The sequence below is a fragment of the Martelella sp. AD-3 genome, assembly GCF_001578105.1.
Classification (GTDB): domain Bacteria; phylum Pseudomonadota; class Alphaproteobacteria; order Rhizobiales; family Rhizobiaceae; genus Martelella.
The window spans coordinates 42,016-54,605 of record NZ_CP014275.1; the positions used below are offsets into that span (position 1 = coordinate 42,016).

Here is a 12,590-nt window from a genome sequence, read left to right on the forward strand (position 1 = left end):
CGCTGCGGCACCTTGTCAACGCGGTGTGTCCAGGCATACGGCCTCAGGCATCGAGAAAATCGGCCTTGAGGCGCTTTCCGTCATGGCCAGTGATGCGGGCCGTGATGAAACGACCGGGCTCGAGCTCCGGCGTGGCCACCGGTGCGAAGTTCTCCGCATGGCCGTTTTCGCCGCGTTCGGTGAGCACGGTCTGGTCGGTGCCAATGAGGCTGTCGAGATGGCGCTTCGTCAGCGCCTCTCCCGCTGTGCGCAGGCGTTTCGCCCGCTCCTTCACCAGCGCGCGATCGAGCTGCGGCATGCGCGCCGCCGGCGTTCCGGGGCGCGGGCTGTAGGGGAAGACGTGGAGCGATGCGATCTCCGCTTCTTCAGCCAGCCGCATCGTATTTTCGAAATGCGCCTCGCTCTCGGTCGGAAAACCGGCGATGAAATCCGCGCCGAAGGCCATGTCCGGGCGCAGTCGCCGGGCTTCCGTCATGAAGGCGAGCGCGTCGTCGCGCGAATGCCGTCGTTTCATCCGCTTCAGGATCAGGTTGTCGCCGTGCTGGAGCGAGAGGTGGAGATGCGGCATGAAGCGCGGTTCGTCGGCGATCAGGTCGAGGAGGTGCCGGTCGACCTCGATACTGTCGATCGAGGAGAGTCTCAGCCGGGCGATTTCCGGCACCCGTTTCAAAAGCGTCTTTGCCAGAAGGCCGAGCGTCGGCTGGCCGGGCAGGTCGGCGCCGTAGGAGGTGGCGTCGACGCCGGTCAGCACCATTTCGCGGTAGCCTTGCTCTGCAAGCCTGCGCGCCTGCTCGACCACGGCGCCCATCGGCACGGAGCGGGAATTGCCGCGGCCATAGGGAATGATGCAGAAGGTGCAGCGGTGGTCGCAGCCATTCTGCACCTGCAGGAAGGCGCGCACATGGCCATCAATGCTTTCCACCATTTGCGGCGCGGTTTCCGTCACGCTCATGATGTCGTTGACGACGATCTTTTCTTCCGCCGAAACGCCGAAATCCGGCAGGGCGCGGTAGCTGACGGCCTCAAGCTTTTCGGTATTGCCGAGCACGGCATCGACTTCCGGCATGGCGGCGAAGGTTTCTTTCTCCGTCTGCGCCGCGCAGCCGGTGACGATGATGCGCGCATCGGGGTTCTCGCGCCGCGCCCGGCGGATCGCCTGGCGCGCCTGGCGCACGGCCTCGCCTGTCACCGCGCAGGTGTTCACCAGAACGGCATCGCCAAGGCCCGCCTCTTGCGCCGCCTTGAGCATGACTTCGCTCTCATAGGTGTTCAGCCTGCAGCCGAAGGTCAGGGTTTTCAGGGTCATTGCTGGCGCTGTTGTTCCGGTTTGACGGCTATATGGCGCAAAAGGCCGGCGATTGAAAGGGCAGGGGGCAAAGCAGGATGAGATGTGGCAAAGCGCATCGAGGAGCAAAGCGAGTTCCTCAGCGCACCCATTCTCCCGTCGCCGGATTCACTCTTCCCGACCATTCATGTTCCGCCGGCCCCGTCATGATCACGTGGTCGTCGTCCTCGCGCCAGTCGATTTCCAGCGCGCCGGCGGGCAGATAGACGGTGACCTTGCGGCCGGTGCGGCCGGTGCGGGCGGCGGAGACGGCGGCGGCGCAGGCCGCCGAGCCGCAGGCAAGGGTCAGCCCCGCGCCGCGCTCGAAGGTCTTCAGCGACAGCGATGAGGGCGAGGTGACCTGCGCCAGCGAGATATTGGCGCGCTCGGGAAACAGCGGGTGGCGCTCGTAGCGGGGCCCGAAGGCAAGAATGTCGTAGCTGTCGACATCGCGCGGCACGAAGAAGACCGCATGCGGATTGCCCATGGAGGCGGCGGAGAAGCGCTGCAGCGCCGGGTCCGCCTCATGCGGTTCGGGCAGCGCGACATGGGTCGTGTCGGCTGCGGGCCCTGCAAGCGGGATCCTTTCCCAGTCGAAGATCGGCGCGCCCATGTCGACCGAAATCAGCGTGTCGGAAAGCCGCTCGGCGAAAAGCGCGCCGGCAATGGTGCGGAAGGCAAAACGATCCTTGTCGGTTTCGCGCGAAAGGTAATCGACCACGCAGCGCGTTCCGTTGCCGCAGGCCTGCGCCATGGAGCCGTCGGAATTGAGGATGTCGATCCAGCCATCGGGCGCATCCTCGCGCGCATCGTAAAGCGCCATGATCTGGTCGAATTCGGTATCGGGATGGGCATCGAGGCGGATCGCGGCTTGTGGCGTCACCCTGTCGGCGCGTCCGCGCATGTCGATGACGAGAATCTTGTTGCCAAGACCGTTCATGCGCTCCATGCGCGCCATGTTCGTGCTGTTCGCCATCGAAAGGCTCCGTCATTGTTTCTGGCGTTATATGGGCCAAATCCGCGGCCGTCACCAGTCCGCGCGGCTGCGGATCGGGAAAAATCGCGCGCGCCGAACGCTACAGGTCCAAGGCGGCCTTTGCGTCGGCCCCGTTGATGTGTAGTGTCGGGAAAATCCTCCCCCGGAAGTGAACGTTTCGGCTACCCCTTGCGTTTCCTCAAATATCCTTGCGCCAGCCATGGACCGGACACATGCCGGCGCCACGCCTCTCGAAAGTTCTGAAGATGCCAGTTCCTGTTTTTGCCGCGAAGGTGGCCGGTTTGCCGGCCGGCCGACCCGTCGCTCCTGTTGATCGCCGCCGTGAGGGAGCGGCCGCATGAAGCTTTCCGGCGCAATCCTTGCCTTTGGCGCGGTCTCGATCTTTGCGATCCAGGACGCGATCACCCGCCATCTCGGCCCGCTCTATTCGCCGTTCTTCATCGCCATGGTGCGCTTCTGGGCCTTCGGCCTGTTCGTGATCATCCTGGCGGCCCGCGCGCCGGGCGGTTTCAAGGCGGGGGCGGTGACCCGTCATCCCGTGCTGCAGATCTGGCGCAGCTTCCTGCTGGTGGCGCAGATCCTGATCTCGATCATCTCCTTTGCCCTTGTCGGCCTTGCCCAGAGCCAGGCAATCTTCATGGCCGCCCCGCTGGTCGTGGCGTTATTGTCGGTGCCGCTGCTCGGCGAGCGCGTCGGCTGGCGGCGCTGGCTCGCGATCGTCGCCGGTCTATTCGGCGTGCTGATCGTCATCGATCCCCTGGGCGAACAGTTCTCGCTGGTGACGCTCGTGCCGGTCGGCTGCTGCTTCACCTTCGCGCTCTATTCGCTCTATACGCGCCTTGCCGGGCGCTATGACGCGCCGGAAGTCAGCCTGTTTTATACCGGCGTGGTCGGCATGGTGCTGACGAGCCTCATCGGACCGTTCTTCTGGGAGGATGTGCCGCTTGCCGACTGGGGCTGGCTTGTCGCACTTTGTTTCACCGGTATTTCAGGGCATTATCTCCTCATCCGGGCGCTTGCGGTGACCGAAGCCGTGACCGTGCAGACCATCACCTATATGCAGCTCGTCTATGGTTCGCTGTTCGGCGTTCTGGTGTTCAAGGAGCAACTGACGTCGCATATGATTGTCGGCGGGCTCACCGTTGTCGGCGCCGGCGTCTTCACCATCTGGCGCGAACACGCGCTGAAAAAGCGCGAAGGCGCGTCATCGACGGAAGCTTCGCTGGCTGGGCGGTGAGGCGGCGAGAGGGAGAAGAGGATGGTATTGACGCCACAGTCATCGGCAGAGGATATTCTCGCAGTCCTTAAAGCCACGGCCGATCCCGCGCGGCTTGCCGAGATGGAGCGCGTCGGCATCAGGACCGATACGGCCATCGGCCTTTCCAACCCGCAATTGCGGCAGATTGCAAAGACCGTCGGCGTGAACCATCAACGCGCGTCGGCGCTTTGGCAAAGCCCGGTGCGCGAGGCGAGGATGCTGGCCTTGCTGACCTTCGATCCGGCAAAGCTCACGCAAGCGGAGATGCTTTCCCTGGCCGGCGATTTTGCTTCCTGGGAGATGGTCGACCTTGCCGCCGACCTGTTCGTCGAGGCGCGGTTTGATGCCGAAATTGTCTCCTTGTTCGCCGAAGACGACCGCGAATTCGTGCGCCGGACCGCCTTTGCCATGATCGCGGGCGCGGCCGTCCACCGGAAGAAGGAGCCGGACGAAAGCTTTATTGCGCTCCTTCCGCTAATCGAGACGCATGCCGCGGACCAGCGCAATTTCGTGAAGAAGGCAGTCAGCTGGGCGCTGCGCAATATCGGCATGCGCAATGTCCGCTGCCACAAGGTTGCGCTTTCGCTCGCGGAGAAACTGGCGGCAAGTGACGAGCGGACGAAGGCCTGGATCGGTCGGGATGCGCTGCACTACCTCGCCGATCCGAAACGCATCGCACGGCTGAAAGCCTGAAGGATCAGTCCAGCGCCGGCACGTCGAAGGCCTCGCCGGGTTCCAGCGGACGGAAGCGTTCTTCATCGATGCCGGCATCGGAAAGGGCGGCTTTCAAGAGCTTCACCGGATCGTCATGGCCCTCATCGGTCAGCTGAAAGGTGCCGAAATGGTGACCCGCGGCATAGGCCGCATTGCAGAGTTCGAAACCCTTGACCGCTTCCACCGGGTCCTGATGCTCGTTCTTCATAAAAAAACGCGGCTCATAGGCGCCGATCGGCAGGTTGGCGAGGCGGAACCCGCCGTATTTCTCGGCCGCCGCGCGGTAGTTCCGCCCCTCGTGAAAGCTTGTGTCGCCGATGTGGTAGATGCGGCCCGCGGGCGTTTCCAGGACGAAGGCGGCCCAGAGCGCCATGCGCCGGTCCGTGACCCCGCGCGCCGACCAGTGGTGGCAGGGCTCGGCGAAGACGTTTGCGCCGCCGGGAAGCGGCGCCTGGCCGCCCCAGTCGAGCACGGTCACATCGGCATCGGGAACTTTCCGGCGGATCACGGTGTCGTTGCCGAGCGGCGTGATGATCCGCGGCGCGTGATCGGCCTGAAGGCGTTTGAGGCAGGTGTGGCTCAGATGGTCGTAATGGTTGTGGGTGATCAGCACCACGTCGATCTTGGGCAGGTCCTCGAACAGCACGCCTGGCGGGCAGACCCGCTTCGGTCCGACGGAATCGAAAGGGCTGACGCGTTCGGTGAATACCGGGTCGGTCAGGATGTTGAGGCCGGAAGCCTGGATCAGGAGGCTCGCATGGCCGATCATCGTCACCCGCATGCCGTTTCCTGTCACAAGCGCGTCCGGCGTGTGCGGCGCATAGCGGCAGGCGACTTCCTTCGGCCAGGGCGTGCGCTTGTGGGCAAGCTGCCATTTGACGACCTCGGCAAGGCCCGGCGGGTTCATGCCGTCGGGATTGAAGAACAGGGTGCCGTCAAAGTGGTCGCTCTTCGGACCGGAATAGTAGCGGTTCTTTTTCTGCAAACGCATGCGCGTCGGGATCATGTAAGGCCTTTCGGTTGCTTCGGCGTTTGCCGGCCGCCATCGATTGCTGAAACGGACATCAACCGATATATGCGGCAGCGGCGAGAAAGTTCCAGACCTTGAAAAGCGCGAAAGCGGCGGCCATGACTTGACTTTTCCGTGTTTGTGCGGTTTATCGCCGGAAAATCTGCTGACAGTGAAGACGTTCAGCCGCCGACCGGGGCCCGAAAAGGTATAAAGAGAGCCCGGAGGTCAACATCCGACAGCGCGATGCGCCCTCGGATGGAATTTTGCTTTGCGTCTTGCATTTGCCGGCAGAGGCGCCAACGTTTCGCGAAGTGCGAAACGAAAAGGAAATGGGCAATGTTTGAGAACCTCCAGGACCGCCTTGGTTCCGTCCTCAAGGGACTGACCGGCCGCGGCTCGCTTTCGGAAGCCGATGTTGCGGCTGCGCTGCGCGAAGTGCGCCGCGCGCTTCTGGAGGCCGACGTCGCGCTGGAGGTGGTGCGCGACTTCACCGCCCGCGTGCGTGAGAAGGCCGTCGGCGCGGACGTGCTGAAGTCGATCAAACCCGGCCAGATGGTCGTCAAGATCGTCCATGACGAGCTGGTCGAGATGCTCGGCTCCGAAGGCGTCACGCTGGACCTCAACGCCCCCGCGCCGGTCGTCATCATGATGGTCGGCCTGCAGGGCTCCGGCAAGACCACCACCACCGGCAAGATCGCGGCGCGGATGACCAACCGCGACCGCAGAAAAGTGCTGATGGCCTCGCTCGACACGCGCCGTCCGGCCGCCCAGGAACAGCTGAAGCAGATCGGCGAGCAGACCTCGGTCGATACGCTGCCCGTGATCAAGGGGCAGGATCCGGTGGCGATCGCCAAGCGCGCCGTGCAGGCGGCAAAGCTCGGCGGCCATGACGTCGTCATCCTCGATACCGCCGGCCGCACCCATATCGACGAGCCGCTGATGGTCGAGATGGCGGACATCCGCAAGGTCTCGAACCCGCACGAAATCCTTCTGGTGGCTGACAGTCTCACCGGTCAGGACGCCGTCAATCTCGCCCGCAATTTCGATCAACGCGTCGGCATCACCGGCCTCGTCCTGACCCGTATGGATGGCGACGGACGCGGCGGCGCGGCGCTTTCCATGCGCGCGGTCACCGGCAAGCCGATCAAGCTGATCGGTACCGGCGAAAAGATGGACGCGCTGGAGGAGTTTCACCCCAAGCGCATCGCCGACCGCATTCTCGGCATGGGCGATATCGTCTCGCTGGTGGAAAAGGCCGCCGAGACGATCGATGCCGAAAAAGCCCAGGCCATGGCCCAGAAGATGGCCAAGGGCAAGTTCGACCTCGACGACATGGCAGAGCAGCTGAAGCAGATGCAGAACATGGGCGGCATGGGCGGCATTATGGGCCTGATGCCCGGCATGGGCGGCATGAAGGAAAAGATGGCCGCCGCCGGCATGGACGACAGCGTGTTCAAACGCCAGCTCGCCATCATCTCCTCGATGACGAAATATGAGCGCGCCCATCCCGACGTTCTGAAGAATTCGCGCAAGAAGCGCATTGCCGCAGGCTCCGGCACGTCTGCCGCCGATATCAACAAGCTTCTGAAAATGCACCGCCAGATGTCCGACATGATGAAAGCCATGGGCGGCAAGGGCAAGGGCAAGATGAAGCAGATGATGAACATGATGGGCGGCGGCATGGCCGGAGGCATGGGCGGCATGCCCGACCTCTCCAAGCTTGATGCCAACCAGCTTGCCGAGCTCGAGAAGAAGGCCGGCGGCCTCGGTGGTTCGGGTGGTCTTCCGCCGGGCGGCCTGCCGGGCCTCGGCGGACCGAAGCTTCCCGGTCTTGGCGGCGGCTTTGGCGGTTTCGGAAAGGGCAAGAAGAAGTGACGGATGTCCCTGTTCTGGAAACCGAGCGGCTCATCATGCGTGCCTTCCGGCGCGAAGATTTCGCGCCGATGGCGGCTTTCTTCGCCGATGAGCGGTCGTTCTACTATGGCGGGCCGCTTCCGGCGGGCGATGCCTGGCGCAGGCTCGCCGCCTATGCGGGGCACTGGGCCCTGAATGGTTTCGGGGAATGGGCGCTGGAAGAGAAGAATACGGGGCGTTTTGTCGGCTTTTGCGGCCCCTGGCATCCCGCCGATATGCCGGAACCCGAAATCGCCTGGGCACTGCTGCCCGATCATTACGGCAAGGGCTATGCCTTCGAGGCGGCTTCGCGGGCGCTTCGTTATGTCTACGAAGACCTGAAATGGCCGACGGTGATGAGCCTGATCGAGCCGGACAACGCGCCTTCCATTCGTCTGGCAGAGCGCCTCGGCGCGACCGCCGAGAAGACGCTTGAGATTTATGGCAGGGATGCAGTCGTCTACCGTCATCTGTCGCCCGATATGCTGCTGGAGAAAACGGCGTGAACCCCAAGCAACAGCTTCTCCAGTATCGCCAGTCGATCGACAATCTCGATGCCGCGCTGGTGCATATTCTCGCCGAACGGTTCCGCTGCACCAAGGCGGTGGGGCACCTGAAGGCCGAGCATGACCTGCCGCCGGCCGACCCGGCGCGCGAGGAACAGCAGATTTCGCGGTTGAGGGCGCTGGCCAAGAGCGCCGATCTTGACCCCGATTTTGCCGAGACTTTCCTGAATTTCATCATCAAGGAAGTCATCCGGCATCATGAGCAGATCGCCGCCCAGCATGGCGGTCAGGAGAAATAGGCCGGTTCCCGGTCGATGAGAATGCCCCGTCAATGCGATACCGGCGCGCGCTGATTGCAGAAGACAGGGTCACGAAAACGAATGGACTGCGGTCCGACAGAAATGCCTTTAAGGAGAAAACAAAATGGCAATCAAGATCAGACTCGCCCGCGGCGGTTCCAAGAAGCGCCCCTACTATCACATCGTTGCCGCCGACGAGCGTTCGCCGCGTGACGGCCGCTTCATCGAGAAGCTCGGCCACTGGAACCCGATGCTGCCGAAGGATTCGGAAGAGCGCGTCGTCTTCGACGAAGAGCGGGTGAAGTACTGGCTCGGAACCGGCGCCCAGCCGACCGATCGCGTCCTGCGCTTCCTCGCCGAAGCCGGCATTGTCGAGCGCAAGGCCCGCAACAACCCGAACAAGGCAAAGCCCGGCAAGAAGGCCGAGGAGCGCGCTGCCGAAAAGAAGCAGAAGGCTGAAGAAGCCGCTGCCGCTGCTGCAGAAGCCTCTGCCGAAGCTTCGGAATAAGCCGGATTGCCGTCAGCCGTTTGCCCCTCGTCGAGTGGAAGAACGGTTTTCAGGCATCGAACAGGGGCCGGGCGCATGCGTCCGGCCTTTTCCTTTGCGCCAAAAGGGCATAGATAGCCATAAACGGCAGGAAAGAACGACGATGGCAAAGCTCAATGACCCGATCCTGATGGCAACCGTCGGCGCGGCGCAGGGCTTGCGCGGCGATGTCAGGGTGCGCTGCTTTACCGCAAATCCGCTGACGGTCGGCGACTACGGCAATCTTCATGCGGAAGACGGGCGCGTGTTCGAGATCCTCGAGACGCGTCCGGGCAAGAACAACATGATCGTGATCCGCTTTCGCGGCGTGAACGACCGGACCGCGGCGGAAGCCCTGCGCGGCCTCAATCTCTATGTCGAACGCGACAACCTGCCCGATGACGAGCTCGAGGACGAGGAATATTTCTATGCCGACCTCGAAGGCCTCAACGTCTTTGACGATGCCGGCAACAGCTATGGCGCGATCAGCGCGATCTTCGATTTCGGCGCCGGCGATCTGCTGGAGCTGAAGGGGCCGGGCCGTCGCCCGGTGCTGATCCCGTTCAACGAGCGCGCCGTGCTGGAGATCGATTTCGAGGACCGCCGGGTGCTGATCGACCCCGTGGCCGCCGGTCTCGTCGGTGACGGCGATGGCGACGCGCCGGACTTTCCCGGTCCCGGCGGCCGGTAGCGGGCGCGATGTCCTTCAAGGCAACCGTACTGACGCTTTATCCGGAGATGTTTCCCGGCCATCTCGGCACGTCGCTGGCAGGGCGTGCGGCCGAGCGCGGGCAATGGTCGCTCGAGGCCGTCAATATCCGCGATTTTGCCGAGGATCGCCACCGCAGCGTCGACGATACGCCGTCTGGCGGCGGCGCGGGCATGGTGTTGAGGCCGGATATTCTGGCGCGCGCTATCGATGCCGTTTCCGCCAATGACGACCGTCCGCGCCTCCTGATGAGCCCGCGCGGCAAACCCTTAACGCAGGCGCGCGTACGCGCACTGGCCGACGGCCCGGGGGCCGTGATCGTCTGCGGCCGGTTCGAGGGCATCGACCAGCGGGTCATCGACCGGCGCGGCCTCGAGGAGGTTTCGATCGGCGACTATATCCTCTCCGGCGGCGAACCGGCGGCGCTCGTGCTGCTCGACGCGGTCGTGCGCGTGCTTCCGGGCGTCATGGGCAATGCGCTTTCCGGCACCCATGAGAGTTTCGAGCACGGTCTGCTGGAGCACCCGCATTATACCCGGCCCGCCGAGTGGGAGGGCGAGACGATCCCGGACGTGCTGACGTCGGGCAACCACGCGGCGATCGAAAAGTGGCGGCATGAGCAGGCATTGCGGCTGACCGCTGAACGGCGGCCGGATCTGATGGCGGGAGGAGAACGGCATGAAGAGTGACGCGCTGCGGCTTGAGCCATTCGATCCGTCGCATTTCGACACGGTCGCCGGCTGGTTTGCGGATGCGAGAGCCGCTGCCCTCTGGGGCGGCACGCAGCTTCCCTTTCCCTTCAGCTATGGCCAGCTTTGCCAGGGGGCCGCCGACATGCTCGGCGCGAAGCCCGCGCTCGCCTGTTTCTCCGCGAGGCGCGGAGAAACGCTGGCAGGCCATGGCCAGATCGTTTTCGACCGGCTGAACGGCGTGGGCAGGCTTTGCCGGATCGCTGTTGCGCCGGAATTGCGGGGCAGCGGGCTTTCGCGCGCCATGCTTGGACTGCTGGTGAATGAGGCGTTCAGGGAAGCCGCCATCATGCGGGTCGAGCTCAACGTCTACGACCTCAACGTGGCGGCCATCCGGGCCTACAAGGGGATTGGTTTTACCGAGGAGGGGGTTCGCCGCTCCTCGGCCCGTTTCGGCGAGGAACGCTGGGATACGGTGATGATGGGCCTGTTGCGCACGGAATGGGAGAAGGTCCGGCATGATTGTGCCGGTCATGTCGCGCAAAAGGGGTGACAAAGGCCGGAAAATCGTCTATAGGCCCGCCCTGACCGGGTGTTCCGGTTACCGAAAAGAACAACCGCGTAACGCTCCCGCCTTCAAGACAAGGCAAATCCGGAGGCATTGACCAAAGGATGATTGTCGAGCGCTCTGGCCGTTAAAGCAAGATATCAAGAGGTTAGACCGATGAACATCATCGAGCAGCTCGAAGCTGAAGAAACCGCGCGCATCGCCGAGCAGCGCGAACTCCCCCCGTTTGAAGCCGGTGACACCGTTCGCGTCAACGTCCGCGTCACGGAGGGCACCCGCACCCGCGTCCAGGCCTTCGAAGGCGTCTGCATCGCCCGTTCCGGCGGCGGCATCCACGAGAACTTCACCGTTCGCAAGATTTCCTACGGCGAAGGCGTCGAGCGCGTATTCCCCGTCTATTCCCCCCAGGTCGAGGGCGTCGAAGTGATCCGCCGCGGTAAGGTTCGCCGCGCGAAGCTCTACTATCTGCGCGACCGTCGCGGCAAGTCGGCCCGTATCGCGGAAAACACCTCCGTGCGTTCGCGCCGCCTCAACGACGAGGCCCGCGAGGCAGCAGCGGCCGCCCGCGCCGCCGCCAAGGCGGAGAAGGAAGCTGCAGCGGCAGCCAAGAGCGAATAAGCCATTTTCGCTTTTGAAATCGTTTCGGGAAGCCGCTTTCGGGCGGCTTCTTTGCGTTTTGCGATCCGTCCGCCGGTTTTGACAAGAAAAAGCCGGAATCGCTTCCTATCTCCGTGCTCCCTTGAATTGTGAAGCTGCAATCATCTTTTTCCGGTTGTGGCCAAACGGAGTAAAAATGTCTCTTACACGCGCCATTGTGGCAGGCGCCGGCAACCCGATGATCCTGGGTTCCATTGCCACACCCGTGCTCGCTGCGACCGCAAAGGGTCGTGACCGTTTCGTTTTCGACGACGAGGACGCGGCGGAGTGGCACGACAGGCGCGGCATGTCGGCGGACCCCCTTCTCGTCTTTCTCAAGACGCGTGCGAGCCACGTCCGGGGCTAGCGCATCGGCCCGAAAATCGGAATCGGTTTTCGGAAAGCACGATGCGCAAATTCAATAGCTAGATGTGGAGCCTCAAGAGGTTGTCTCGGTTCATGCCGAGTCGACTGATCGGTGTTTTTGACTTTATGCCGCCATGCGGACGGTGCCAATTGTACATGTGGTTCCAGTTCGGCAGATGCCGTTTTCGGTGCTCTGAGGATGGATAGGCGCGCGCATAGGCCCATTCGCGCAATGCTGTCTGGATGAAGCGCTCGGCCTTGCCGTTTGTCTTTGGCGTGTAAGGTTTGGTACGAATATGTTTCAGATGGAGCGCCTTGCAGGCTTTCGCGAAATCCCCGGCAATGTAGCACGAGCCATTGTCGGTCATGACCCGCTTCACCGTGATGCCGAGGCTTTGATAATAGGCGACTGCCGCCTTGAGAAATGCGACGGCGCTTTCAGCCTTCTCGTTGGGCAAGATGTCAGTGAATGCGATCCGGGATGCATCGTCGATACACACATGCACATATTCCCAGCCGATGCCGCGTGAATTGCTCTGGCCGGTCCTGTCGCCTGTGATGCGGTGGCCGACGCGATTAAAGCGGCCAAGGCGCTTGATGTCGAGATGGATCAGGCCGCCCGGCTCGTCATATTCGTAACGCACGACCGGTTCGGCTGGAGCAATGTCCTTCATCCGGGACAAACCGACCCGCTTGAGAACGCGGCTGACGGTGGCCGGTGACACGCCTGTCTCCATGGCGATGTGCCTGCCGGTCAGGCGCTGACGACGAAGGGCGGCAATGCGCTCGCACAAGATGGCATCGGTCTGCCGGGGACTGCTCCTGGGCCGCGACGACCGGTCAGCCATTGCAGCGCGTCCACCCTTTCTGAAGCGCTCGACCCAACGAGACACGATCTTGTGGGAAACGGCATAGACTAAAGCCGCCTGCGCTTTCGTGAGCGCGCCAGACAGAACGGCAACAGCCATCTCCTCTCGACGCAGCGGGGTCAGTCGGGCATTCTTGTGAATGTTCATTCGGAGCCTCCGGTGAGTGCTGAAGCGTGGTAACTCCAGTCTCCTCGGTACGCTCCGAATGGACAACCTCCTGAAAG

Annotated in this window: 15 protein-coding genes; 11 read left to right on the plus strand and 4 right to left on the minus strand. The window is 63.1% G+C overall.

Annotated elements, in window-relative coordinates; genetic code table 11:
• Positions 1-43: 43 nt before the first annotated feature.
• Positions 44-1,306 (minus strand): tRNA (N(6)-L-threonylcarbamoyladenosine(37)-C(2))-methylthiotransferase MtaB, encoded by a 1,263-nt coding sequence (gene mtaB / locus AZF01_RS00195; protein WP_024707007.1) that lies wholly within the window; start codon positions 1,304-1,306, stop codon positions 44-46.
• Between the two features lie 118 nt (positions 1,307-1,424).
• Positions 1,425-2,300 (minus strand): diaminopimelate epimerase, encoded by an 876-nt coding sequence (gene dapF / locus AZF01_RS00200; protein WP_082781083.1) that lies wholly within the window; start codon positions 2,298-2,300, stop codon positions 1,425-1,427.
• Between the two features lie 358 nt (positions 2,301-2,658).
• Here dapF and AZF01_RS00205 point away from each other — a divergent pair, with 358 nt between their 5' ends.
• Together AZF01_RS00205 and AZF01_RS00210 are read left to right on the plus strand one after the other, a co-directional pair.
• Positions 2,659-3,558, plus strand: coding sequence for a DMT family transporter (locus AZF01_RS00205; RefSeq protein WP_024710079.1), 900 nt, complete (start codon positions 2,659-2,661; stop codon positions 3,556-3,558).
• Positions 3,559-3,579: 21 nt separating this feature from the next.
• Entirely contained in the window at positions 3,580-4,272 is a 693-nt protein-coding gene (locus AZF01_RS00210; RefSeq protein ID WP_036238434.1) for a DNA alkylation repair protein, read from the plus strand.
• Positions 4,273-4,276: 4 nt separating this feature from the next.
• Here the strand turns inward: AZF01_RS00210 and AZF01_RS00215 are convergent, their stop codons facing one another.
• Positions 4,277-5,284 carry an MBL fold metallo-hydrolase gene (locus tag AZF01_RS00215; protein ID WP_036238437.1) on the minus strand — a complete coding sequence of 336 codons (1,008 nt, stop codon included), beginning with the start codon at positions 5,282-5,284 and terminating at the stop codon, positions 4,277-4,279.
• 357 nt (positions 5,285-5,641) lie between these two features.
• Between AZF01_RS00215 and ffh the strand changes: the two genes are divergently transcribed.
• The 9 genes from ffh to AZF01_RS00260 all read left to right on the plus strand — a co-directional run bounded on the left by ffh (position 5,642) and on the right by AZF01_RS00260 (position 11,498).
• Positions 5,642-7,180 carry a signal recognition particle protein gene (gene ffh / locus AZF01_RS00220; RefSeq protein ID WP_024710082.1) on the plus strand — a complete coding sequence of 513 codons (1,539 nt, stop codon included), beginning with the start codon at positions 5,642-5,644 and terminating at the stop codon, positions 7,178-7,180.
• Entirely contained in the window at positions 7,177-7,704 is a 528-nt protein-coding gene (locus AZF01_RS00225; protein ID WP_024710083.1) for a GNAT family N-acetyltransferase, read from the plus strand. The genes ffh and AZF01_RS00225 overlap by 4 nt, the downstream gene beginning before the upstream one ends.
• Positions 7,701-8,003, plus strand: a complete 303-nt coding sequence (locus AZF01_RS00230; protein WP_024710084.1) for a chorismate mutase — start codon at positions 7,701-7,703, stop codon at positions 8,001-8,003. Before AZF01_RS00225 ends, AZF01_RS00230 begins: the two co-directional genes overlap by 4 nt.
• A 124-nt stretch (positions 8,004-8,127) precedes the next feature.
• On the plus strand, positions 8,128-8,511 hold the full coding sequence (gene rpsP / locus AZF01_RS00235) for a 30S ribosomal protein S16 (RefSeq protein WP_024710085.1): 384 nt from the start codon (positions 8,128-8,130) through the stop codon (positions 8,509-8,511).
• Between the two features lie 142 nt (positions 8,512-8,653).
• Positions 8,654-9,220 (plus strand): ribosome maturation factor RimM, encoded by a 567-nt coding sequence (gene rimM, locus AZF01_RS00240; RefSeq protein WP_024710086.1) that lies wholly within the window; start codon positions 8,654-8,656, stop codon positions 9,218-9,220.
• Positions 9,221-9,228: 8 nt separating this feature from the next.
• The gene (gene trmD / locus AZF01_RS00245) at positions 9,229-9,927 is read left to right on the plus strand and encodes a tRNA (guanosine(37)-N1)-methyltransferase TrmD (protein WP_024710087.1); all 699 of its coding nucleotides are present in this window, start codon (positions 9,229-9,231) and stop codon (positions 9,925-9,927) included.
• Positions 9,917-10,480 (plus strand): GNAT family N-acetyltransferase, encoded by a 564-nt coding sequence (locus AZF01_RS00250; RefSeq protein ID WP_051424188.1) that lies wholly within the window; start codon positions 9,917-9,919, stop codon positions 10,478-10,480. Before trmD ends, AZF01_RS00250 begins: the two co-directional genes overlap by 11 nt.
• A gap of 171 nt (positions 10,481-10,651) precedes the next feature.
• Positions 10,652-11,113 (plus strand): 50S ribosomal protein L19, encoded by a 462-nt coding sequence (rplS, locus tag AZF01_RS00255; RefSeq protein WP_024710089.1) that lies wholly within the window; start codon positions 10,652-10,654, stop codon positions 11,111-11,113.
• A gap of 175 nt (positions 11,114-11,288) precedes the next feature.
• A complete protein-coding gene (locus AZF01_RS00260) occupies positions 11,289-11,498 on the plus strand; it encodes a hypothetical protein (RefSeq protein WP_024710090.1) in 210 nt (69 codons plus the stop codon).
• A 58-nt stretch (positions 11,499-11,556) separates the two neighbouring features.
• On the opposite strand, the gene AZF01_RS00265 is transcribed toward AZF01_RS00260, so the two are convergent.
• Entirely contained in the window at positions 11,557-12,513 is a 957-nt protein-coding gene (locus AZF01_RS00265; protein WP_061449600.1) for an IS481 family transposase, read from the minus strand.
• Positions 12,514-12,590: the final 77 nt, after the last annotated feature.